At 69.8% G+C, this 22,099-nt stretch carries 22 protein-coding genes; 6 read left to right on the forward strand and 16 right to left on the reverse strand.

Annotated elements, in window-relative coordinates; all coding sequences use genetic code 11:
• Positions 1 to 270: hypothetical protein (locus FCK90_RS15600; RefSeq protein ID WP_220433360.1), on the reverse strand; the 270-nt coding region annotated here is incomplete at its 3' end.
• On the opposite strand from FCK90_RS15600, the gene FCK90_RS14835 reads away from it, so the two are divergent.
• The 4 genes from FCK90_RS14835 to FCK90_RS14850 all read left to right on the forward strand — a co-directional run bounded on the left by FCK90_RS14835 (position 269) and on the right by FCK90_RS14850 (position 2,908).
• Positions 269 to 964: an alpha-ketoglutarate-dependent dioxygenase AlkB family protein gene (locus FCK90_RS14835; protein ID WP_158035082.1), complete on the forward strand. Its 696-nt coding sequence runs from the start codon at positions 269 to 271 to the stop codon at positions 962 to 964. The genes FCK90_RS15600 and FCK90_RS14835 overlap by 2 nt on opposite strands.
• Positions 965 to 981: 17 nt before the next feature.
• Positions 982 to 1,542 (forward strand): flavin reductase family protein, encoded by a 561-nt coding sequence (locus FCK90_RS14840; RefSeq protein WP_158035083.1) that lies wholly within the window; start codon positions 982 to 984, stop codon positions 1,540 to 1,542.
• Between the two features lie 42 nt (positions 1,543 to 1,584).
• Positions 1,585 to 2,175 carry a flavin reductase family protein gene (locus FCK90_RS14845; RefSeq protein ID WP_158035084.1) on the forward strand — a complete coding sequence of 197 codons (591 nt, stop codon included), beginning with the start codon at positions 1,585 to 1,587 and terminating at the stop codon, positions 2,173 to 2,175.
• Positions 2,176 to 2,359: 184 nt separating this feature from the next.
• Positions 2,360 to 2,908 (forward strand): YceI family protein, encoded by a 549-nt coding sequence (locus FCK90_RS14850; RefSeq protein WP_158035085.1) that lies wholly within the window; start codon positions 2,360 to 2,362, stop codon positions 2,906 to 2,908.
• 174 nt (positions 2,909 to 3,082) lie between these two features.
• On the opposite strand, the gene FCK90_RS14855 is transcribed toward FCK90_RS14850, so the two are convergent.
• Together FCK90_RS14855 and FCK90_RS14860 are read right to left on the reverse strand one after the other, a co-directional pair.
• A complete protein-coding gene (locus tag FCK90_RS14855; RefSeq protein WP_158035086.1) occupies positions 3,083 to 3,304 on the reverse strand; it encodes an ABC transporter ATP-binding protein in 222 nt (73 codons plus the stop codon).
• Positions 3,301 to 3,756, reverse strand: a complete 456-nt coding sequence (locus FCK90_RS14860) for a cell division protein CrgA (RefSeq protein WP_246180472.1) — start codon at positions 3,754 to 3,756, stop codon at positions 3,301 to 3,303. Before FCK90_RS14860 ends, FCK90_RS14855 begins: the two co-directional genes overlap by 4 nt.
• Positions 3,757 to 3,989: 233 nt before the next feature.
• Between FCK90_RS14860 and FCK90_RS14865 the strand changes: the two genes are divergently transcribed.
• Positions 3,990 to 4,628, forward strand: coding sequence for an anthranilate synthase component II (locus FCK90_RS14865; protein ID WP_158035088.1), 639 nt, complete (start codon positions 3,990 to 3,992; stop codon positions 4,626 to 4,628).
• 5 nt (positions 4,629 to 4,633) lie between these two features.
• On the opposite strand, the gene FCK90_RS14870 is transcribed toward FCK90_RS14865, so the two are convergent.
• The 9 genes from FCK90_RS14870 to FCK90_RS14910 form a co-directional block, all read right to left on the reverse strand.
• A complete protein-coding gene (locus FCK90_RS14870) occupies positions 4,634 to 6,904 on the reverse strand; it encodes a protein kinase domain-containing protein (RefSeq protein WP_158035089.1) in 2,271 nt (756 codons plus the stop codon).
• A 2-nt stretch (positions 6,905 to 6,906) separates the two neighbouring features.
• Positions 6,907 to 8,817 carry a protein kinase domain-containing protein gene (locus FCK90_RS14875; protein ID WP_158035090.1) on the reverse strand — a complete coding sequence of 637 codons (1,911 nt, stop codon included), beginning with the start codon at positions 8,815 to 8,817 and terminating at the stop codon, positions 6,907 to 6,909.
• Positions 8,814 to 10,253: a peptidoglycan D,D-transpeptidase FtsI family protein gene (locus FCK90_RS14880; RefSeq protein WP_158035091.1), complete on the reverse strand. Its 1,440-nt coding sequence runs from the start codon at positions 10,251 to 10,253 to the stop codon at positions 8,814 to 8,816. Before FCK90_RS14880 ends, FCK90_RS14875 begins: the two co-directional genes overlap by 4 nt.
• Entirely contained in the window at positions 10,250 to 11,905 is a 1,656-nt protein-coding gene (locus tag FCK90_RS14885; protein ID WP_158035092.1) for an FtsW/RodA/SpoVE family cell cycle protein, read from the reverse strand. The genes FCK90_RS14880 and FCK90_RS14885 overlap by 4 nt, the downstream gene beginning before the upstream one ends.
• On the reverse strand, positions 11,902 to 13,434 hold the full coding sequence (locus FCK90_RS14890; protein WP_158035093.1) for a PP2C family protein-serine/threonine phosphatase: 1,533 nt from the start codon (positions 13,432 to 13,434) through the stop codon (positions 11,902 to 11,904). Before FCK90_RS14890 ends, FCK90_RS14885 begins: the two co-directional genes overlap by 4 nt.
• Before the next feature lie 3 nt (positions 13,435 to 13,437).
• Positions 13,438 to 13,932: an FHA domain-containing protein FhaB/FipA gene (locus FCK90_RS14895; protein WP_158035094.1), complete on the reverse strand. Its 495-nt coding sequence runs from the start codon at positions 13,930 to 13,932 to the stop codon at positions 13,438 to 13,440.
• Positions 13,933 to 14,769, reverse strand: coding sequence for an FHA domain-containing protein (locus tag FCK90_RS14900; protein WP_158035095.1), 837 nt, complete (start codon positions 14,767 to 14,769; stop codon positions 13,933 to 13,935).
• Between the two features lie 250 nt (positions 14,770 to 15,019).
• Positions 15,020 to 16,237: a phosphoglycerate dehydrogenase gene (gene serA, locus FCK90_RS14905; protein WP_158035096.1), complete on the reverse strand. Its 1,218-nt coding sequence runs from the start codon at positions 16,235 to 16,237 to the stop codon at positions 15,020 to 15,022.
• A 27-nt stretch (positions 16,238 to 16,264) separates the two neighbouring features.
• On the reverse strand, positions 16,265 to 17,170 hold the full coding sequence (locus FCK90_RS14910; protein ID WP_158035097.1) for a hypothetical protein: 906 nt from the start codon (positions 17,168 to 17,170) through the stop codon (positions 16,265 to 16,267).
• A 42-nt stretch (positions 17,171 to 17,212) separates the two neighbouring features.
• Between FCK90_RS14910 and FCK90_RS14915 the strand changes: the two genes are divergently transcribed.
• Positions 17,213 to 18,394, forward strand: a complete 1,182-nt coding sequence (locus tag FCK90_RS14915) for a methyltransferase domain-containing protein (protein ID WP_158035098.1) — start codon at positions 17,213 to 17,215, stop codon at positions 18,392 to 18,394.
• Between the two features lie 122 nt (positions 18,395 to 18,516).
• Here the strand turns inward: FCK90_RS14915 and FCK90_RS14920 are convergent, their stop codons facing one another.
• From FCK90_RS14920 to FCK90_RS15475, 4 genes are all read right to left on the reverse strand, one after another.
• Positions 18,517 to 19,296 (reverse strand): HpcH/HpaI aldolase family protein, encoded by a 780-nt coding sequence (locus FCK90_RS14920; protein WP_158035099.1) that lies wholly within the window; start codon positions 19,294 to 19,296, stop codon positions 18,517 to 18,519.
• A gap of 104 nt (positions 19,297 to 19,400) precedes the next feature.
• Complete coding sequence (locus FCK90_RS14925; protein ID WP_158035100.1) at positions 19,401 to 20,378, reverse strand: aldo/keto reductase; 978 nt, start codon at positions 20,376 to 20,378, stop codon at positions 19,401 to 19,403.
• 44 nt (positions 20,379 to 20,422) lie between these two features.
• Positions 20,423 to 21,373, reverse strand: a complete 951-nt coding sequence (locus FCK90_RS14930; protein ID WP_158035101.1) for a phosphoglycerate dehydrogenase — start codon at positions 21,371 to 21,373, stop codon at positions 20,423 to 20,425.
• A 23-nt stretch (positions 21,374 to 21,396) separates the two neighbouring features.
• Positions 21,397 to 22,099 (reverse strand): Nramp family divalent metal transporter (locus FCK90_RS15475; protein ID WP_181954345.1); only part of this gene is annotated, 703 nt, incomplete at its 5' end.

Below are 22,099 nucleotides of genomic sequence, written 5' to 3' on the forward strand. Positions count from 1 at the left end.
ACACCGCCGCACACCACACCACACCGTGAAGGGCTGCATGGCTCTCACCCCGCGACCGATAAAACGATCACGAGGCGAGAAACCCAGCAGCCCTTCACTCATACCCAGAACCTGCACCACCACCAGCAGGCCAGCCCCCTCACGCGTCGGATGATGCCGATGGTCGATGTCGGAGCGCGCCGATACCCTGTGTTCGAACGAGACCGATAGAGACGGGCTGGTGTTTCCGGAACCCGGCCCAAGATCTCCAGCAGGATCAGGTGGTGCCATGCGACGTCCCACGCGACTCCAGGGGCCGGGCGGCCCCGTGCTGTTCACCCCTGAACGCGAAACGGTGGAGGTGGCTCCTGGCGCGGTTCACGTCCCGGGCTGGCTGAGCCCGGAGGAGCAGCTTAATCTGGTCCGGCGCTGCCGAGGGTGGGTTCAGGGCTCCCGGTCGCTTCAGAACCGCACACTGCCCGGAGGGGGCGTGATGTCCGTGAAGTCCACGGTGCTGGGACGCACCTGGGCGGAGCCATGGCACGGACAGGACCATGAGGCCGATGCGAGCGACCCGCTCCCGGGGGACCTGCTGGAGCTCGGCCAGCGCGGTGTGGCCTCCGCGTACGGTCAGGACTCTCCGGAGGCGGCTTCTTTCATGCCGACCACGGCTCTGATCAACTTCTACGACGCCCACGCCCATATGGGCATGCACCAGGACCTGGATGAGACGGGGCCCGACCCCATCGTCTCCGTGTCACTGGGCGATACCTGCGTCTTCAGGTTCGGCAATTCGGAGCACCGCGGGCCTCCGTACCACGACGTCGAACTGCACAGCGGCGACCTCTTCGTGTTCGGACGTTCGTCCCGCTGGGCGTTTCACGGAGTGCCGGGAGTTCAGACGGGCTCGGGCGACCCTGGTCTGGGCCTGCGTCACGGCGGCCGTCTGAATATCACGGTGCGCAGCCTTCGAGATCGCAACTAGCTTGGGAGTCCTGAGAGATGGAACTGGACGGACACGCGCAGCAGCGAAGCGAGCGCCCGGGTGAACCGGGCTTTTCCGATGCCTATCGCGGGCTGGCCGAAGAGCTGGCCTCCGGCGTCGCCGTCGTGGCCGCGAGACATCGCAACCGCGACCATGCGGTCACGGTCACCGGCTGGCTCGACGTGTCCTGGGATCCCCCCACCATGGCCGTGAGCCTGTTCGAGGAGGCGCGGATCTGCGAGGCCGTCGAGCAGGCCCCGAGCTGGACTTTGTCCGTGCTGCATCGTGGACAGCAGGGCATCGCGTCGTGGCTGGCCTCCCCGGGCAACCCGGTGGACGGCTTGCTGAACACCGTCGCCTTCCGCAGGACCGAATACAGCGGGACCGTGGTGATCGACGAGTCACTCGCCTGGTTCGAGGTGGTGACCGAGCAGATCCACACGGCAGCGACGCATCGGCTGATCGTGGGACGCGTCGTCGCCATGGGGCGGGGTCGTGCGCCCGGGGGCCGGGGGAACGGCGCCACCCCCGAACTCCCCTTGGTGCACTGGGCGCGTTCATTTCATGGGCTTTTATGACGATCCCTGGTGCTCGTCCCGGGTTTGACTAGGGTGGTGGAAATGGTGGACCAAGAGACAGAAGACCAGCAGCCGCCCTCGAGCCCTGTCGCGGACTATGTGGTGCCTTCCGGTGAGCTCGGTGCCGTGGGGGTGCAGAGGGCGGACTACAGCTCCGTCTTCGGCTATCACCCGGCCGGCGTCGCCGTCATCACGGCCCGGGGGCCCGAAGGCCCCGTGGGGCTGACGGTCTCGTCGGTCTCCTCGGTCTCGGCCGACCCTCCCATCATCGGGTTCTCCCTGCAGGCCCGGAGCGGTTCAGCCGCACTGGTCGCACAGGCCGACTCGCTCCTGGTCCATCTCCTCGACGCCCCGAACATCGGCCTGGCCCGTGCCTTCGCGACGCACGGTGCACCGCGTTTCGGCGACGCCATGGACTGGAAGTGGCTGCCGACCGGGGAGCCGCTCCTGAAAGGCGTCGGGCGGGTCCTCCGCGTCCATCCGCTCGCGCGCATTCAGGCGGGTCCAGCTCTGGTGTTCGACGCCGGCGTCGTGCAGATTCTGGGGACGGAGCCGAACGGCGCCCCCATGGTCTACCACAAGCGGCAGTTCCACAGCCTCTCGGCGGAGTCGGTGGTGGACTACGAGATCTGAGCCGGCATGTCTGTGATCAGTATCACATGATGAGTACGCTCCACTAGTTGACGCATCACGCATCACTTCCTAATGTATGTGATGTGTCAACTAAAAGATGCCGCGCCGTCGAGATCCGGCGTCCTCGGCATCGTGCAAGCTGGGATGCCCGCTCCGACAGGACGTCCCGCGAGGAAGGAACATCATGAGCACCCTAGACCGTCTCGTACCCGGCGCCTGGACCTTCGACCCGGTTCATTCCGAGGTCGGCTTCACCGTCCGCCACGCAGGCATCTCCAAGGTGCACGGCACCTTCCGCGAGGTCACCGCCTCCCTGAACGTTGGTGAGCAGGTGGAGGACTCCACCATCGAGGCCACCGTCCAGACCGCGTCCGTGGACACCGCCAACTCGGACCGTGACGTCCACCTGCGCAGCGAGGACTTCTTCAACGTGGAGAAGTTCCCCACCATGACCTTCACGTCCTCCAGCGTCGAGCTCGCCGGGGGCGAAGGGACCATCACGGGCGAGCTGACCCTCAATGGGGTCACCAAGGTGGTGGAACTGGAGACCGAGTTCAACGGCGTGGTCGTGGACGCGTTCGGTGCCACCCGCGCCGGATTCGAGGCCAAGGCCACGATCTCCCGCAAGGAGTTCGGCCTGACCTGGAACGCCGCCATCGAGGCCGGCGGCATGCTGGTCTCCGACAAGGTCGTGATCAATCTGGACGTCGCCTTCACCGCACCGGAGGCCTGACCCGGACCGACGGCCCGGCGTAGGCGGCTGAGCGCAGCACGTTCGGGCCGCTCTCGGCCGTCAGCCGGTGACCGTCAGCCGGTGAGACGAGCCGCTCCGCGGTCCCGTGAACCCGCTTGGGGGAGCTCACGGGGCCGCGGAGCTTTTTCGCAGGAGGCCTCTATTCGCCGCTCGCTAGGAGAAGAGGCGGACCAGCCACCAGACGAGAGGGATGAGTACCAGCAGCCCCAGGGCCAGTCTGCGCACTCGCACCTCGACGGCGGCGGGGCTCAGCTTGCGCCGTGGCCCGTCCGCGGCCTGCCGCCGGTCTTTGTCGATCTCGTCCTTGAGCGGGTCCGGGCTCTCTCCGTCACCGGGGCGGTCCCGGGACGGGCGGTCTGGCCGTTCCGGGCTCAACGCCACCTCGTGGTCATGATCAAGCCGACCATCATGAGCCCGATACCGATGGCGACGTTGCCGTAGCCGATGGTCGGAATGGGCCAGGTGTAGTCCATGAGGTACCAGACGATCAGCCACAGGAGGCCGATCACGATCAGGCCGAACATGATGATCTTGTACCAGGTCGGCGTCTGGTCGCTGTCCGCACCCGAGCTGCGAACCCCACGGGTGATCTGGCCGGCCACCTCCTCGGCGGTGTCCTCGCGCGACTCCTGGGGCTCGCCCTCTTCGACCCGGCCCACGGCCTTCTTGGCATCGGCGCGCTGGGAACGCTCCCATTCCTTGCGCCGGTGCTCGGGCAGGGCCTCGACGGCCAGGCGGGTCAGTTCGTCGTCCACCGGCACGTTCGGGGTGGCCTCTTCTGCGGTGGCGCGCTTGCGCCCCACGAGGCGCCTCTTGGACTCGGACACTGCGGGTGTTCCTCCTGCGGACGAATGTGCCGCATCAGCCGGTGGGGCACGGGCCGGCCAGGGGACTGATGACGGCGACGACGGCCCCATCCTACCGCCCGCTACCTGCACGCGCGCCGGGTGTCCGCAGGGACCGGGGTGATGCCGGGGGTCATGGCCGTGGAACACGCAGTGGCGCGCGGCCAGTAGGCTGGTAGACCTGAATACCCCGTACGTTCGCCCAGGAGGCCACCGTGACCGTCAAGGTCCTCGTCGTCGATAACTACGACAGTTTCGTTTATACGCTGGTCGGCTACCTCGAGGAACTGGGCGCCAGCACCACGGTGATCCGTAACGACGAGCTGGACGACGCCGCGGTGCGCGCCCTGGCGGACGAGCACCGCGGGATCCTTCTGTCCCCGGGGCCGGGGGCGCCTGCTGATGCGGGCGTGTGCGCGGCACTGGTGCTGCACGCGGAGGCCACCGGGAAGCCGCTGCTGGGAGTATGCCTGGGCCACCAGACCCTGGCGGAGGTCTACGGCGGAACCGTGGCGCATGCCGTGCAGCTGATGCACGGCAAGACCTCAGAGGTCGTGCACGGCAGCTCCGGGCTCTTCGAGGGGGTGGACTCGCCGTTCACCGCCACGCGCTACCACTCCCTGAGCGTGGTGCCCGACACCGTGCCCGGCTGCCTGGAGGTATCGGCAGTGACCGACGACGGCGCGATCATGGGCCTCACTCACCGGAAGGCGCCCCTGTACGGGGTGCAGTTCCACCCCGAATCGGTCCTGACCCAGGGCGGCTACCGGATGCTCGGCAACTGGCTCGAACTCTGCGGGCTGGAGGGCGCGGCGGCCGCATCGGCGAAGCTGTCACCGCTCATCACCCGCTGATCCCGTCAGGCATCCGGGGCGGTGCTGGATCCGCCGGATGATTCCCCACCGTTGGGACCGTTGGCGCTGCTGGAGTCGTCATCGCCACCCGAGCCGTCGGGCGAGGAGCCGCCCTCCTCGCCCGCCGCGCTGGTGCTGTCGCCGCCGTTGGTCGGCCGGGGCGAGCTGGTGGGCTGGCTCGTGGGAGTGTCGCTCGGTTCCTCGGTGGGCTCCTCCGACGGGCTCTCGCTGGGCTCTTCGGTCGGAGAGGCCGTCTCGGTCGGCTCCGAGGTGGGCGAGGGGGGAGGCGGCGGTGCGGTCGCCACGGTCAGGGTGATCGTGGTCCCCTGGTCCACGTCGGTTCCGCCAGGGGTCGACTGCCTCAGCACGGTGCCGGCGGCGGCCGACGACGTCTGCTCGGTGACCACCTGGACGGGCAGCTGCACGTCCCCGTCTTCGATGGCGGCCACGGCGTTGTCACGCGACATGCCCACCACGTCGGGGACCGTGACCTGGCCCGTGGAGAGGATGATCTCCACCTCGCTGTCACGGCTGACCTCGGTGCCGCCCTCCGGGTCGGTGCTGACGACCAGCCCGGAGCCGATGGTGGGGTGGTTGACGCTGCGCGTCCCGCCGGCTGCCAGGCCGGCGGCGTCCAGCATCTCGCGGGCGTAGATCTCGGACTGGCCCGCGAGGTCATCCGGGACGGTGACCATCCCGGATCCGTCGGAGACCGTCAAGGTCACCGTGGAACCGGTCTCGACGTCCTCACCCGAGGCCGGATCCGTGGAGACCACTTGATCCGCCGGGACGTCGTCGTTGTTCTCGTGCTCGACCTCCGTGGCCAGGCCGAGTTCGTTGAGTTCGGCCTCGGCGTCGTCCAGGGACTTCCCGACGACGTCGGGCACGGTCACCTGGTCGGGCCCGCGTGTCAGCAAGTAGGCGGCGGTAGCACCGCCTCCCAGGAGCAGCACCAGCAGCAGGGCCACCAGCCACACCCTCTTGCGACGCCGGGGCCTGCCAGAGCCGTCGCCGGCCCTGGCACCGGCGGGCGGTCCGTCGACGCTGCCGGGCGGCGCGAACAAGGAATCGTTCGCCGGCTGTTCGTCACCGGCGCCGGGTGCCCCCTTCGCACCGGCTCCGCCGGAGCCTCCGCTGCCGCCGGATCCACCGGATCCTCCGGCGCCGCCAGCGGCGTTCGAGGCACTGCTGGCATTGGCATTCGCGGCCGAAGCGGCGGTGGCCGCAGAACCGGCCTGCGCCCCTCCGGAGGAACGGGCGGCACCGGCTGCGCCCGCGCCGGCCGCGGCACCTGCACCAGCACCCGCTCCAGCACCCGCTCCAGCAATGGGGAAGACCGGCGGCGCGGCGCGAGTGCCGTCGTCGTCGGTCTGCTCCGGATCCCGTGCGGGCGGGGCGATGACCGTGGTGGCATCCACGTCAGCGTGCTCTCGCAGGGGCTCCAGGGCCTTCTGCATCTCCTCCGCGGACTGGAAGCGCTGGTCGCGGGCCTTGGCCAGGCCCTTGGCCGTGAAGTCGTCGAAGACGGAGTGCAGGCGGGGGGTGAGCTCCGAGGGCGCCGGAGGGGCGTCGCGGACGTGCTGGGCCGCGATGTCGACGGAGGCCTCTCCCACGAAAGGGGCGCGCCCGGTCAGCATCTCGAAGAACACGCAGGCGGCGGAATACAGGTCGGAGCGAGCGTCGACGTTCTCGCCGCGGGCCTGTTCGGGGGAGAGATACTGCGCGGTGCCCAGGACGGCCTGGGTCTGGGTCAGGGCGGCCTGGGTGTCCTCGACGGCCCGGGCGATCCCGAAGTCCATGACCTTGACCCGCCGGTCGGGGGTGATCACCACGTTGGCGGGTTTGATGTCGCGGTGCACGATGCCCGAGCGGTGGCTGTACGCCAGTGCGTCCAGGATCCCCAGCATCGCGTCCACCGACTCCCGCGGCGACAGCTCGCCTTCGCGGATCAGCTCGCGCAGTGTCCGGCCGGGCACGTACTCCATCACGATGTAGGGGCAGGCGATGTCCGACGGCTGCTCCGGTGCGATCTCACCGGTGTCGTAGACCGAGGTGATCGTGTGGTGGTTCAGCCCGGCGACCGCCTGGGCCTCACGCTGAAAGCGCTGCTGAAAGGAGTCGTCGCGGGCCAGCTCCGGCTTGAGGACCTTGATCGCGACCTTGCGGCCCAGCCGCCGGTCCAGGGCGAGGTGCACGGTGGCCATGCCGCCGCGTCCGATGGTCTCGCCGATCTCGTACCGGTTGTTGATCACAGGGGGGATGGGTGACTGCGCCATGGTCAGCCTTCCGTGGTGAGCGCACTGTCCGCCGCAGATGTGGGGGCACCTGTCGGGGCTGCGATATTCGATGGACTCGTCTGATCTGCCGGGCTCTGGGTTCCGGCTCCGCCGGCGGCCTCGGTGGGCTGCTCCGGGGCGGGGGAAGACGTGTCAGGGGAATCCTGGCCGCCGGGGCTGCCGTTCGTGGCGGTCTCCCCCGGGGCGGGTGACTCGGACGGGACGACCTCCAGGTTGATCGTGGAGCCGACTTCCACCTCCGACCCCGGCTCAGGGGTGGAGCCGGTGACGGTCGAGGGCTCCCCGGTCGAACTCTCGTCGTAGTAGACGTCGATGTTGACGCCCAGCGCGGTGACCTCGTCGATCACGGACTGCATCTGCTGTCCCACCATGTCGTCGGGCAGCGTGACGGTGTCCGGCCCGGTGGAATGGGACACGGTGACCGTGTCCCCCCGGTCCAGGGTGCCGGTGGGGGAGACATCGGTGACCTCGTTGCTCGGGGTGTCCGAGCTGCTCTCGCCCTCGATCTCCACGTTCAGGCCCAGGTCGTTGAGCTCGCCGACCACGGTGTCCAGGTCCCGTCCGACGTAGTCGGCGGCATCGATGGTGACCGTGGCGGGGCCGTCCGTGACGGTGGACTGGGACGTGGAGGTGGAGACCGTCCCGCGGGGCGACGGCGTACCGGACTCGCCGAAGCTGCGGACGCCCAGGATGATCACGGCTGCCAGCAGCGCCGCGATCACCACGCCCACGACGATCATGGGCCAGAGCCTGCGACCCGAGGAAGCCGATTCGTCACCGGACGCACCGGCCGGGGGCGTGGCCGTGCTCTTGGGCGGAGGCGCACCCGTGTCGCCGCTGGCGCTGGCCTCGGACAGCGAGTTGCCCACATCCTGCTCCGCGGCGATCGCCAGCTCGGCGGTGGATGCGCTCGGTGCGGTCCGGCCGGCCCCTGAGGCTCCCAGAGCCTCGGCGCCGGAGACCTGCGTGGAGATCCGGGTGTCGCTGTCGCGGGTGCGCAGGGCCTCGGTCGGGGCGTCGTCGAGATCCAGGAACTCGCGCATGCCGGGAACCGCGTTGGCCGCGGCGACCAGGTCGCCGCGCCGGATGGAGTCCACGGCCCCGGCCAGTGCCCCCGCCGTCGAGGGACGCCCGGCGGGGTCCTTGGACAGCATGGACATGATCAGGGCCCGCGCGCCGTCCGGGACGGACTTGGGCAGCGGCGGCGGGGGATCGTTGACCTGAGCGAGCGCGATGGCGATTTGCGACTCTCCCGTGAAGGGGCGGCGCCCGGCCAGGCACTCGTATCCGATGACACCCAGCGAGTAGATGTCGGAGGAGCCCATAACGGTCTGCCCCGTGGCCTGTTCGGGCGAGAGGTACTGGGCCGTGCCCATGACCTGTCCCGTCGCCGTGAGCGGTACCTGGTCGGCGACGCGGGCGATGCCGAAGTCCGTGACCTTGACCCGCTTCTCCGGGGTGATCATCAGGTTGCCGGGCTTCACGTCGCGATGGACCAGCCCCTGGGCGTGCGCGGCGGCCAGAGCGCGGGCGGTCTGGCCGATGTAGTTCAGGACGTCGTCGACGGGCAGCGTGCGATCGCGGTCGATGATGTTGGACAGCGGCTCACCGGGCACGAGCTCCATGACCAGATAGGCCGAGCCGTCGTTCTCGCCGTAGTCGTAGACGTTGGCCACGCCGGGGTGATTGAGCAGCGCGGTATGCCGGGCCTCGGCGCGGAAGCGCTGCAGGAAGGTGGGGTCCCCGGTGTACTCCTCCTTGAGGATCTTGACCGCGACCGTCCGGCCCAGGACCTTGTCCTTGGCCTTCCAGACCTCTCCCATGCCACCGATCGCGATGCGCTCGGTCAGAGCGTACCGTCCGCCCAGGACGGTCTTCGATGAGGGCCTCATCCGTTCAACACCGCCTCCATCATTTGCTGGGCACTGGGAGTGGCCAGTGAGGCCGCACCCGGTTCGACATCTTCGTACACGACCGCGATGGCCACCTGCGGGTCATCGGCCGGGGCGAAACCCGTGAACCACGAATCGGTGGAGCCTGCCGTCCCGACCTCCGCGGTGCCGGTCTTTCCCGCCACCGAGTACCCCGGGACCTGGGCACCGCTCGCAATGCCATTGTCCACGGCGCTGACCATCAGGTCCTTGACCGTGCCGGCCACGTCCGAGGATGTCGAGCGCTGCATCTGCTCCGCCTGGAAGCTGTCGATGACCGACAGGTCCGACGAACGCACCTCTTCGATGAGGTTCGGCCGCATCAGGACGCCGTCGTTGGCGATCGCCGAGGAGATCATGGCCACCTGCAGCGGGGTGGAGCGCACGTCGTACTGGCCGATCGCCGACATCGCCAGGCTGGCATCGTCCAGGTCGGTGGGGAAGGTGGAGTGCGACACGTTCAGGGGGATGCTCAGATCCTGGCCGTAGCCGAAGTTCTCCGCGGTCTCCCGGATGCGATCCTGGCCCAGGTCCATGGCGATCTGGGCGAAGGGGGTGTTGCAGGAATTATTCAACGCGAACTCGAGATCCGCCTCGGTCCTGGACGCACAGGGCCCCCCGACGTAGTTGGGCAAGGGAATGTTGGTGTTCGGCAGCTCCAGGTCCTGCGGGTTGGGAATCACCGTGTCGGTGTCGTACTCCCCGGACTCCAGTGCCGCCACCGTGTCGACGATCTTGAAGGTGGAGGCCGGTGAGTACAGATCCCCGCCGATGGCGCGGTTGACCAGGGGCTGGTTGGGGTCGCCGTTGAGCCGCTGGGCCGTCTCGATGACACCCGCGGAGTCGCGCGAGGACATCTCGTTGGGGTCGAAGGACGGCGACGACGCCATGGCCAGGATCCGTCCCGTGGAGGGCTCCAGGGCCACGATGGAGCCGTTGCGGCCCTCGAGCAGGCTGGCCGCCAGTTCCTGCAGCTGCGGATCCACCGTCATCTCCACGGACGCCCCCGTCGGCTGGTTGCCCGACAGCGTGGCCATCACGCGGTCGTAGAACTGGCTGTCGGACTCACCCGACAACTGCTCGCCCATGGCGCTCTCCAGCCCGGTGGATCCGTAGATGGGGGAGAAGTAGCCCGTGAGCGGCGCGTACGCCTCTCCGTCGCGGTACTCCCGCTGATAGGCGTAGTCGCCGTCGGCGGGCACGGAGTAGGCGACCTCCTCGCCGCCGGCCAGGATGGAGCCGCGATCGCGCCCGAACTGCTCGTAGAGGGCGCGGGTGTTCCAGGCGTTGGCCGCCAGGGAGCGCTGCTGGAAGAACATGATGAAGGTCAGGGCCAGGAGCAGGACGGCGAAGAGCGCCACGGCTGCCACCCATACGTGCCGGATCGCTCGATTCATGACTGCGCCCCCTTTTCCTTGCTCTGCTTGTCCGTGATGGCCGTGTGCGCCCGTTGTCCTTCCGAGGACTTCGACGACGCCGATCCGGCGGCGCGGTCCTCCGCCTCGCGGGCCCGGCGTTCCTCGCGTTCCCGGCGGGCCTCTTCCTGCCGTGCCCGGCGCCGCTGCGCCCGTTCGGCCCGTTCGCTCTCCTGGATCTCGGCGCGCTGCTGCTCTTCGCGCTCGTGGGCCTCGAACGCGGCGATGTCCTCCTCGCTGGCGGGCCCCGTCAGTACGGGCCGGCGCGCGGAATGGGAGATCGCCAGCAGCAGGGCCGCGATGATCCAGTTCGACAGCAGCGATGAGCCGCCCGCGGACATGAACGGCGTGGTCAGACCCGTCAGGGGGATGACCCTGGTGACGCCCCCGATCACCACGAACAGCTGGATCACCATGATCGAGGCCAGGCCGCCGGCCAGCAGCTTCCCGAACGCGTCCGGCGTGCCCAGCGAGGCGCGGAAGCCCCGGGAGATCAGCAGGAAGAACAGCATCAGGATGGCCGCCAGGCCGATCAGCCCGAGTTCTTCCCCGAAGGCGGTGATGATCATGTCCGAGTTGGCGAAGGACACCAGGTCCGGGCGGCCCTGGCCGAGGCCCTGCCCGAAGAGGCCGCCCGAGGCCAGCCCGAAGATGCCCTGGACGATCTGGCGCGAGCCGCCCACAGGGGCGTCGTAGATGGCGGGGTCGAAAGCGTGCCACCAGGCGTCGAGGCGTGCGGCCACGTGCCCGAAGGTCTGCGAGGCGACCACGCCGCCGGCGGCCACGAACAGCAGCCCCAGCACGATCCAGCTCAGGCGCCCCGTGGCCAGGTAGAGCATGGCCACGAACAGGCCGAAGAACAGGATGGCGGTGCCCAGGTCGCGCTGGAAGACGAGGACCCCGATCGAGACCAGCCAGGCCGCGAACATGGGGGCCAGGTCCCGGAAGCGGGGCAGCCGGACGGGGCCGATCTTCGGCCCTGCCAGAAGGATGACATCGCGGTTGGTCGAGAGGTAGCCGGCGAAGAAGATCGCCAGCGTGATCTTGGCGATCTCCCCGGGCTGGAACGAACGACCGCCGATGGAGATCCAGATCCGAGCCCCGTTGATCTCCGTCCCCAGCCCCGGCAGCAGGGGGAGGATCAGCAGGAGCGCCGAGGCCAGGAGGGAGATGTAGGTGAAGCGCCGCAGGTACCGATGGTCCCGCAGGAGGATCAGGACCAGGATGGCGGCGAACATGCCGATCGCGGTCCACAGCACCTGGTTGGTGCCGGCGGTGGAATCCATCAGGAGGTCGATCCGGTGGATCATCGCGATGCCGAGTCCGTTGAGCGTCACGACGATCGGGAGGATATAGGGGTCCGCGTAGCGGGCCCGGAGCCACAGGACGGCATGCAGCACCAGGCTGCCGACGATCAGCACGCCGGCCGTCCGGTAGACGTGCGAGGGATCCTCGCCGGCGCGCTGCGGATCCACCAGGATGTTGGCGCCGATGCCGATCACCCAGGCGACCACCAGCAGGACGAGCTCGGTGACGCGGCGTCGTCGCTGGACGGGAGCGGCACCGCTGGTACCGCCCTGCTGCCCGGGGCGCTGGGAGGTCTCGGGGGTCTCGCGGATGGGCGCAGCACTCATGACTGATCACCGCCCGCTGCTGCGGAGGTCTCCTGCGGCTCGGGGAACCGCACGGTGCCCGAGCCGTGGGGGCTGGGGGAATCACCGGGTTCGGCGTCCGCGAGGGAGTCGGATCGCAGGCCGTCCACGATGCCCTGGGCATGGGCGAGGTCGTCGGCGGGGATCGTGTTCTCGACCCTGGAACGTGCGTAGGAGTCCAGCTCGGAGACCTCGATGTCCGAGGTGTCCTCGATCCGGGACAGCTGGATGGGCCCGAGGCTCTGGGAGACCCCGTTGTAGATCGCGACGCGGCCTTCGGACTCGCCGACGTAGTACCGGCTCTGGATCCACGCGCTGGCGCTCATGGCGCCCACGACGACGGCCACCGCGACCAGGAGGGCGACGATGCCCGTGACGATCCAGCGGGTGCGGCGCTGCCTGCCGTCCGCGAGTGCCAGGTCCACCTCGGAGATGTCGGCCAGCTGCTCCGCGGCCTTGGTGCGCAACAGCGTGGCCCGGCGGGCCATCGCCGAATCGCTCACCGTAGGAATGCGTCCCGTCTGGGTGGCGTTGGCGGCTGCGCCCACCAGGATGTGCGGATGCAGGTCCAGGCCCTCGCGCAGCGCCGCCGCCGAGGAAGGCCCGTCGGGGGTGTCGCCGTCGTCGGCGATGGCGCGCTGGACCGGATTGGCCCAGGGCATGCCCGACGTGTCCGACCGCGGTGCGCTCGTGCTCCGGTCGGCATCGCTCATCTCGTCGGAGGTCAGGTTGCTCTGCGGGTCGGGCAGGGCGCCGCGGACAGGGCTGTCCAGGCCGTTGAGGTCGGCGGCGTCGACCACCTCCAGCACCACCACCGTGACGTTGTCCGGTGCGCCGCGTTCCAGGGTCAGGTCGACCAGGGCCTGGGCGATCTCGTCCAGGTCGGCGTCGGCTGACAGGATGTGCTGGATGGTGTCCGGGCGCATCACGGCGTTCAGTCCGTCCGAGCACAGCAGCCAGCGTTCTCCGGCGACGGCGTCCAGGAGCTCGGACTCCAGCTCGGGGGAGGCGTCCACGTCGCCCAGTACGCGCATCAGGACGTTGCGGTGAGGGTGCGACTCCACGTCCTCGGGCCGCAGGCGGCCTTCGTCGATCAGCCGCTGGACGAACGTGTGGTCCGTGGTGATCTGCTGGAAGTCGTCGCCGCGCAGCCGGTAGGCCCTGGAGTCGCCGATATGACACAGGGAGATGAGGTCGCCGTCGATGATCAGCGAGGTCACCGTGGTGCCCATGCCGCCCAGCCGGGGGTGCTGGTGGACCAGCTCGGCCAGGTTCTGATTGGCGTTCTGGATCTCGTCCGCCAGCACGGTGGTGGCGTCGCCGTCGTAACCGCCGCGGTCCAGGTGCGTCAGGTCGATGACCGCCGAGGCCGAGGCGACGTCGCCGCCGACATGGCCGCCCATGCCGTCGGCGACGACGGCGAAGTGGTGCCCCGCGTAGCCGGAGTCGTCGTTCTTGGAACGAACCCGGCCGACATCGGACCTGGCGGCGAAACGGAAAGCTAAGGCCATGCGTCAGGCCCTCAGTTCCAGGATGGACTTGCCCACTCTGAACGGCCGTCCGGGCTCCACGGGAACCGCGCGGGTCAGGCGCTGCTCGTCCACGTAGGTGCCGTTGGTCGAACCGAGGTCCTCCAGGAACCAGCGCGAGCCCTGCGGGAACAGGCGGGCATGGCGGCCGGAGGCGTAGTCGTCCTCCAGGGGGACCGTGCACTCCGGGGAGCGCCCCATGAGGACCGGGGCGTTGCCCAGGTGATGGGTCTGTCCGCTGGTGGGGCCCTGGAGGACCACCAGGGTCTGGGGCAGCTGCCGTGGGGCCTGCTGCTGAGGCGCCGGGGGCGCGCTCTGGGCCGCCGCGGGGCGGGCCTGCTGCCGGCCGGGGCCGGGGCTGGTCCTGCGGCGCCGGTCGATCGTCAGATCGCGTCCCTGGGAGAGGACGATGCCCACGATGAAGACCCACAGCAGGGCCAGGAAGCCATACCGGAGGAGGGTCACGGTCAGTTCAGACATTCAGTGGTTCCTCCTCGGAGCGACCAGGCGGAAGACGATGCGGGTGCGCCCCATGGCGATGACGGACCCGTTGACCAGCTCCGCGCGGCCGCGCACGCGCTCGCCGTCGACATGGGATCCGTTGGTGGAGCCCAGGTCCACGGCCAGCCAGTGGTCGCCCTCGTGGCGGATCTCCAGATGGCGGCGCGAGACCCCCGTGTCCTCGATGGTCACGTCGGCATCGGCGGAGCGTCCCAGGACGACGGACTCGGCGTCGAGGGCGAGCCGCCGCCCGTCGATGTCGAGGACGGGTACCCAGTGCTGCGGTGGGTGCTCGGGCTGCGACCAGTCATCGCGGTAGTCGTCATCGCGGAAGTCGGGAGCAGAGGCGGGCGCGCCGGGCGCCCGCGGGGCTGCCGCGGGGGGCGCCTGCTGGGCCACCGGCTGCTCCGCCCTGGCGCCGCGTGGTGCCGCGGCGGGCTCCGTCGTGCGCTGTGCGGAGGACGAGATGACGAACTGGCCGCGTTCCACGTCCGGGTTGCGGGTGAAGGAGACCCGGACCGCGCCCTGGAGGGTGTAGGTCTGCGAGCGGGCGTGCCGGATCACGACCTCGCACAGTTCCTCCGCCAAAGGGGTGCCCCATTCCTGGGCCCGGGGGAAGTCGTCGTCGGAGAACTCCACGACGAAGACGTTCGGTGCCATGGTGCGCCCGGCCGAGATGGTGAAGGACTGCTCGTCCAGTTCACGGCGCAGGGAGCTGGCGATCTCCACGGCTTCGATCCGCTTGCGGGAACCGGTGGAAAAGGCAGTACGGACCGCGCGTTCGATACCGCGTTCCAGGTTGTCCAGGAAACCCAAGCGCCCTCCTTCCCGTCTGCTTCCGACCATCGGCACGTGCCAGCGGTGACCGATGAGGCCTAGGGGCCGCTGACGCGACGGTCGGCGGGAACCCGCCGCACCGACCGCGATGTGCTCCAAGGATAGTAGACGGTCGCCCTGATGCCTTCTCTGAAAGAACGCGCAACGGCGGCCGGGTCATCGATCGCCGGCGCGTCCCCCGTGACTCGGCGGAAGATCACGGGGGACGGAGAGGGCCGACCGGGGGCTGTCAGTGCTGCTGATTCCCGTAGTCGCCGATCGTCGCCAGGCGCATGGTGGCCTTGAGCGCGAGGATCTCGTCGACCACCGACTGGTCCACCCCGGATGTGCAGTCCGTGACGAGGTAGCCCGTGTGCCCCTCCGTCACCAGGCGCTGGCCGTCCACGTTCACCCCATGCTCGGACAGCACGGTGTTGACGGCGGTGAGCACCCCGGGGACGTTCTCGTGGACATGCAGCAGCCGGACTCCCGCCCGAACCGGGCGCAGCTGGACCTGCGGGAAGTTCACGGACAGGGAGGTGGAGCCCTGCTCGAGGTAGTCGAGCATCTTGGCGGCCACGAAGTTGCCGATGTTCTCCTGGGCCTCGGCCGTGGAGCCGCCGACGTGCGGGGTCAGGATGACGTTCGGGATGCCCTGCAACGGAGAGGTGAAGGGGTCCCCCGACGCCTTGGGCTCCTCCGGGTAGACGTCGATGCCGGCACCGGCGATGTGCCCGGACTTGAGGGCGTCACGCAGGGCCTCCATGTCGACCACGTGGCCGCGCGAGAGGTTCAGGAAGAGGGTCCGGGGACGCATCTTCTCGAATTCGCTGCGCCCGATCAGGTCCTCGTTGGAGAGACGGCCGTCCACGTGGACCGAGATGGTCTCCGACTTCTCGAACAGCTCGTCCATGGAGTTGCACTTCTTGGCGTTGCCCATGGGCAGCTCGTCGCGGAGGTCGTAGAAGTAGACCTGCATGCCCATGGCCTCGGCCAGCACGGACAGCTGCTTGCCGATATTGCCGTAACCGATCAGGCCCAGGGTCCGGCCGCGGACCTCGTGGGCGCCCTTGGCCGACTTGTCCCAGTTGCCCGCGTGCATGGCGGCGTTCTTGTCCGTGAGATGGCGGGCCATGGCGATGATCTCGCTGACGGCCAGTTCCACGACGGAACGGGTGTTGGAGTACGGCGCGTTGAAGCACGGCGTGGCGGATGCGGTGGCGGCCGCCAGATCGATCTGGTTGGTGCCGATGCAGAACGCGCCGACCGCCATGAGATTGGGGCGGGCCTCGAAGACAGCACGGCTGACCGTGGTCTTGGACCGGATGCCCAGGAGATCCACGCCCTCCAGCGCGTCGATCAGCTCGGCCTCGTCCAGCGCCCCCTTACGGGTCTCGACCTCTATGCCGTGGCGGCGGAGGATGTCTTCGGCGTCGGTATGAATGTTCTCCAGGAGCAGCGCTTTCACGGCTCCGAGTTTAACCCCCAGCCTCTTTCAGCCGCGCAGGTCGATGCCGAACACCCGTTTGACGGCCGTCACAACGTGCCGCCCGTAGCGCTGCCCCGACGGCGTCGAGGAAAAGGGCAGGAACCGCCCTGGATGATCGGGGTGGGTGATCTTGCCGTGGGTGGGCCCGGAGGTCACGACGACGAAGCCCGCCGAGCGCAGGCGCTGCAGCAGCTCCCGCTGATTGGTGGGATAGCGCGTCCCCTTGCCCCGGGAGGCCGAGGGCCCGGAGCCCGGCTCCTGCGGCAGGGGTGCCTGAGGGCGCCGTGCGAGCGCCCACCCCGCCCGGTAGATCCCCACGATCTGGGCGTCGGCGCGCTGGATCTGCACGCACAGATCACCGCGCAGGAAGTAGTCCGTGCGGCCCAGGTCCGCCGACCAGGAGTCGTCCGGGTCCTGGATCACCCATTGCAGGTCCGCCAGGGTGGCGTCCCAGGCGCCGACGACGTGCACGTCCCCCTCCGGGGCGTCGAGCCGAAGCTGCTCCCCGGTGGGCACGGGACGGCCGCTGACCACCGAGTACAGGGAGTCGCGGTGGTCCAGGGACCGGCTGGTATTGGCCTCCAGCGCGGACTCGATGCGCCGTGCCAGCTGTGCGCGGTCACGGGCCGCGCGCTGCGCCGCGAGGCGGGAGCGGCCGGCCTGCTGCTCCGACGGAGCGGGCCCCGGACGCCCCGGACGGAACGACGGTGTATCCCCTTCCGCCGGCGCGGGCCTGCCCGCCAGCCGCCGGGCGTGGTCGCGCGTCGCGGCCGTGATGTCGACCGGCCGGACGGACAGCGCCGGATCCTTGCGTCCTGCCATCCGGGCGGGGGTGGGCGCAGGGCCCGGCTTCCGGGTCCGCGGGAGAGGCGAGGGCCCGCCGGAGCTGCCGGACCGGGACGTGCTGGGCATGGCCTTCTCCTCTTCCGGTGAGCCCCCGGTAAGCTCGGGGCCGTGCAGTGCGACTATCACGACCGGGGACTGTGCCGTTCGTGCACCCTGATCGACCAACCCTACGCGCTGCAGCTGGCGCAGAAGACGGCCGGGGTGCGGGAGCTCCTGGCCGGTCGCGGCGCCGATACCCGGGAGCTGGAATGGCTGGAGCCCGTCCCCAGCGCGGAGGCCGGTTTCCGCAACAAGGCCAAGATGGTGGTCGCGGGATCCGCGGGACGGCCGACCCTGGGGATCCTGGACCCCCGGGGACGCGGGATCGACCTGAGGCATTGCCCTCTTTATCCCATCTCCGTGGCCCGGGCGCTGGAGAGCGTCGCGCGGTTCACCGGGGAGCTGCGCCTCCTGCCCTACGACGTCCCCAAGGGCCGCGGCGAGCTCAAGCACATCCTGCTGACCGTCTCGCCCGACGACGAGCTCATGCTCCGCTTCGTGCTGCGCTCCGACCGCCAGCTGCCCCGCATCCGCGAGAACCTCGGCCGCCTGCAGGACGAGCTGCCCGGCCTGCGCGTCGTCTCGGCCAACTTCCAGCCGGAGCACAAAGCCGTGCTGGAGGGCTCTGACGAGGTGATGCTGACCGAGCAGGACAGTCTGCTCATGAGGGTCAACGACATCCCGCTGCGGCTGCGCACGCGGTCCTTCTTCCAGACGAACACCCGGGTGGCCGCCGCCCTGTACCGTCGTGCCGCCGTGTGGGCCGATCGCATCAGCCCCTCCCGGGTGCTGGATCTCTACTGCGGGGTGGGCGGGTTCGCCCTGCACCTGAGCGCGCCGGACCGGAGGGTCCTGGGCGTGGAGGTCTCCCGGGGTGCGGTAGCGGCAGCGCGTCAGGCGGCGGCGGATCTCGGCCTGGCCGGCCGGGGGCCGGGGTCGGCGCGATTCGAGGTCGGCGACGCCACCGCCTGGGACGCGCCGCTCGGCGGAGCCCCGGACGGGGGCGACCGGCCGGTCGAGGCGGCCGACCTCGTCGTCGTGAATCCTCCCCGGCGCGGGCTGGGCGCGGAGCTGTCGGCGCGGCTGGAGCGGAGCGAGGCCCGGGACCTCATCTATTCCAGCTGCAATGCCAGGTCCCTGGCCCGTGATCTGGCCGCGATGCCGTCCTGGCGGGCGGTCGAGGGCCAGGTGCTGGACATGTTCCCGCACACCGGGCACTACGAGGTCGCCATGCGGCTCGAACGCCGCTGAGCGTCCTCGCGTCGGAGACCGGCCGTACGGGGCGAACCCTCGCTGTCGTCCCGCATCAGCCGCTGATGCGGGACGACAGCGAGGGTTCGCGGAACGCGACCGGCGCCGTGCCGGGACGGCGCTCAGCCTTGCACGGGACCCCGGGCGGCATCGAGGTGGGCACGGGCCGCCTGCTCGAGATGCACCAGGTCCGAGGCCACCGTGACGACCGTGAACCCCTGCTCGATCCGGGAGCGTGCGGTCGCGCCGTCGGGGGTGTGGATGGCCGCGACGACACCGGCGCCGCGGGCCGCTTCGAGCACCCTGGCGAGCGCGGCGTTGAAGGCATCGGCCACCTCGGGGTCGTTGGGGAACCTCCCGCCGACGGCGAGGCAGAGGTCGGACGGCCCGACGTAGACGCCGTCGATGCCCTCGACCGCGCAGATCTCCTCGACGTTCTCGAGGCCTTCGGGGGTCTCGATCATCACGAGGAGCAGCACGGAGTCGTCCGACTCGGCGGGGACGGGCCCGATGCGCAGCCCGGACCGCATCGGGCCGTAGGAGCGGAGGCCCCGGGAGGGGTACCGGGCTGCCCGGACGGCTTTACGGGCGTCCTCCGCATCGTTGACGAGGGGCACGATGACCCCGCGGGCCCCGGCGTCGAGGGCCTGCCCGATCACGGCGGCGTCGTTGGCCTCGACGCGGACGATGCCCGCGGGGCCGTGCGCTGCGTCGATGGCCATGAGGTTGGCCAGGATGCCCGAGTAGCCGAGCAGGCCGTGCTGCCCGTCGATGGCGACATAGTCGTAGCCGGCCAGGGCCAGACGTTCAGCGGATACGGGGCTGTCGAGAACGGTCCAGTACCCGATCGTCGTCTCACCGGCCTTGGCGCGGCGGATCTTCTCTGCTCCGGGGTGTTCCATCAGGTGATTCTCCTTGTCGATACGTCGTGGATACGTCTGAAACGGCTCGGTCCGGGCGGGCGGGCACGTGCAGTGCGGCCGCGCCGGTCGTCAGGTGAGCCGGCTCAGCGGTTGTAGGCGGGCATCGGCCCGCGCAGGGCGGCGCCGGCCTCGTCGCACGCGGTGAGAACGTCCTCCGGGAGGGGGCCGCGTGCCAGCGCCTCCAGGTTGGACAGGAGCTGCGAGGGCTTCGAGCCGCCGAGCAGCAGGGAGTCGGTGACGGGCTGGGAGACGAGCCAGCGCAGCGCGAGTTCGATCAGTGGCAGGCCGGCCTCCTCCGCGATCTCCTGCAGCCGCCCGATCGCGCGGAACAGGTCCTCGTTCCAGTACCGCTCCGTGTACATCGCGGCGAGACGGGAACCGGCGAACCTGCCGTGCTCGCCCGGCCCGCCCTCGAACGAGTGCCGCCCGGTGAGCAGGCCGCCTCCGAGCGGGTTGTAGACCATCGTGGAGAGGCCGTGCGAGACGGCGTACTCCGCGTACTCGTCCTCGATCCGACGCGCAACCAGGTTGTACAGCTGCTGGGCGACGGCCGGCCCCGGTATCTCCAGGGCGCGCGCGGCTGCATCCAGGTCGGCGATCTGCCAGGCGGCGTAGTTGGACACCCCCCAGGCCGTGATCGTGCCGTCGTCCAGGAACTCCGCCAGCGTCTCCAGGGTCTCCTCGATGGGGGTCGCCCGGTCCGGCTGGTGGAGGTAGAACAGGTCGATGTTATCCCGGCCCAGGCGGCCGAGGCTGCCCCCGAGGCTCTTCCGGAGGCCTTCGCGGGACAACGGTGCGTGGTCCCCGGCGTCCGGGTGCGGCATGCCCGCCTTGGTGCACAGGACCAGGTCGTCGTAGCCGGGGAGGATGCCGCCGAGGATCCTCTCGGTCTCCCCTCCCGCGTATCCGTTGGCGGTGTCGATCACGGTCACCCCGGCGTCGACGGCGGTGCGGACCATCTCTGCGGAGGTCTCGCGGTCGACGGTGTCGCCGAAGGTCATGGTGCCCAGGACGAATCGTGACGTGCGTGCCTCGATCCCGGGAATGGTGGCGCTGTCCATGTGTTCTCGTCTCCTCGTGTGCTGTCGGTTGGGCGGGATCCGGATCAGGCGTCCGGGGGAAGGACCTCGTGGGCGGGCGTCTCCGCCCGCAGGACGGCGACGACGTCGCGCGCGACGCTCGTGCCCATGCGGGCGTTCGTCGCGTGGCTGAAGGCCCCGATATGAGGGGTCAGGATGGTGTTCGGCGCTCCGAGCAGCGGAGAGTCGCGCAAGGGCTCGCGGGTGAAGGCATCGGCGGCGTATCCCCGCAGCGTCCCCTCGGCCAGGGCACCGGCCACGGCGGCCTCGTCGACGAGGTCTCCGCGCGCGGCGTTGATGAGGTAGCCGCCTTCGAGGAGCCGGAGTTGCTCCGCTCCGATGATCGGCGGGCCCCCGCCGGGCATGTGGAGCGTGACCAGGTCGCTGCATTCGAGCAGCTCGGCGATGCTGCCCGCCCGCTCGGTCTCTCCGAAGGAATCGGCGGGAGCGTAGGGATCGAAGGCCACGAGCCGGGTGCCGAACGCGGCGGCCCGCCGGCCGACCGCTCGGCCGATCCTGCCGTAGCCCACGATCCCGACCGTGAGCTCGCCGAGCTCGGGTCCCGCGAAGGTCTCCCACTCGCCGCGGCGGATGCTCGCATCCGCGTCGCCGATGCGTCGCATCAGGTTGAGCATGAGCCCGAGGACCAGGTCGGCCACGGCCTCGGCGTTCGCATTGGGCACGTTGACCACGCGGATACCCCGGGCGGCCGCCGCGGCGACGTCGATATTGTCGACGCCGACCCCGTGCTTCGCGATCACGCGCAGGTCGGTGGCCGTGGAGATGGCCTCCGCGTCCACCTCGTCGAGGCCGACCACGACGGCCGCCATGCCGTCGAGCTCGTCGCGGACCTGGGCGGAGGTGAGCGGCCCCGGGCGGGACGGCCGGCACAGGGTCAGGCCGGCGTCGGCGAGGACCTCGGCGGGGCCGGCCGACCACTTCCCGAAACTGGGCGACAGGATGAGGACGTTCGTCATGGGCGTTCCTTCCAGAACTCGATTCAGAACTCGATGCCGAACTGCTCGAGCAGCGTGATGGTGGCGACGAAGAGCACGGCCAGGGTGGAGATCCCCAGCAGGATGGTCGATCGTGCGGTGCGGAAGTCGCGAGCCGCGGTCTTCCCCCGGAGGTACCAGACCGCGATGACCACCGCCACGAGGAAGAAGGCGCCGCCGAATCCGCCGATCATGACCATGATGAGCGGTGACTGGACGCCGAGGAACGTCGCCGCCCAGATGATCGGCATGACGATCGTGAAGATGCGGATCAGGGTGGTGCGAACGCGCACGTTCGACCAGTCGTACGCGCCGAGCACGGCGAGGTTGTTGGCCCACAGACGAGGTACCGAGGCGGTCGAGGCGAGGAAGGTCGAGCCCAGGACGCCCACGGCGCCGATGAGGAACAGGTACTCCGCCCACGGCCCCAGGGTGTCCGTGTACATCCGCATGAGGGTCGTGATGACCTCGTTGCCCTCGGGGCGGAGGGCCTGAGGATGCAGGACGGAAGCACCCATGATGTAGAAGGACAGGGTGCACAGCGTCGTGATGATCCAGGCGACGAGGAGGTCGAGCTGCATGACCTTGACCCACCCGCGGGCGCGCTCGCGCCATTCGGGCGTGCCGTCGTCGGGGCCGGTCCAGCGGGCGTAGCCCTTCTCGATGCACCAGTACGTGTGGGACTGCCGCACCGTTAGGTGACATCTG

Origin of the sequence: Kocuria coralli (assembly GCF_008831305.1) — a bacterium.
Taxonomy (GTDB): Bacteria; Actinomycetota; Actinomycetes; order Actinomycetales; family Micrococcaceae; genus Kocuria; species Kocuria coralli.

Coding starts and splice junctions, on each gene's coding strand:
- FCK90_RS14890 (WP_158035093.1), bottom strand. CDS start 13,434: ATGGCCTTAGCTTTCCGTTTCGCCGCCAGGTCCGATGTCGGCCGGGTT.
- FCK90_RS14850 (WP_158035085.1), top strand. CDS start 2,360: ATGAGCACCCTAGACCGTCTCGTACCCGGCGCCTGGACCTTCGACCCG.
- FCK90_RS14920 (WP_158035099.1), bottom strand. CDS start 19,296: ATGGAACACCCCGGAGCAGAGAAGATCCGCCGCGCCAAGGCCGGTGAG.
- FCK90_RS14885 (WP_158035092.1), bottom strand. CDS start 11,905: ATGAGTGCTGCGCCCATCCGCGAGACCCCCGAGACCTCCCAGCGCCCC.
- FCK90_RS14870 (WP_158035089.1), bottom strand. CDS start 6,904: ATGGCGCAGTCACCCATCCCCCCTGTGATCAACAACCGGTACGAGATC.
- FCK90_RS14875 (WP_158035090.1), bottom strand. CDS start 8,817: ATGAGGCCCTCATCGAAGACCGTCCTGGGCGGACGGTACGCTCTGACC.
- FCK90_RS14930 (WP_158035101.1), bottom strand. CDS start 21,373: ATGACGAACGTCCTCATCCTGTCGCCCAGTTTCGGGAAGTGGTCGGCC.
- FCK90_RS14880 (WP_158035091.1), bottom strand. CDS start 10,253: ATGAATCGAGCGATCCGGCACGTATGGGTGGCAGCCGTGGCGCTCTTC.
- FCK90_RS14840 (WP_158035083.1), top strand. CDS start 982: ATGGAACTGGACGGACACGCGCAGCAGCGAAGCGAGCGCCCGGGTGAA.
- FCK90_RS14895 (WP_158035094.1), bottom strand. CDS start 13,932: ATGTCTGAACTGACCGTGACCCTCCTCCGGTATGGCTTCCTGGCCCTG.
- FCK90_RS14845 (WP_158035084.1), top strand. CDS start 1,585: ATGGTGGACCAAGAGACAGAAGACCAGCAGCCGCCCTCGAGCCCTGTC.
- FCK90_RS14910 (WP_158035097.1), bottom strand. CDS start 17,170: ATGCCCAGCACGTCCCGGTCCGGCAGCTCCGGCGGGCCCTCGCCTCTC.
- FCK90_RS14925 (WP_158035100.1), bottom strand. CDS start 20,378: ATGGACAGCGCCACCATTCCCGGGATCGAGGCACGCACGTCACGATTC.
- FCK90_RS14835 (WP_158035082.1), top strand. CDS start 269: ATGCGACGTCCCACGCGACTCCAGGGGCCGGGCGGCCCCGTGCTGTTC.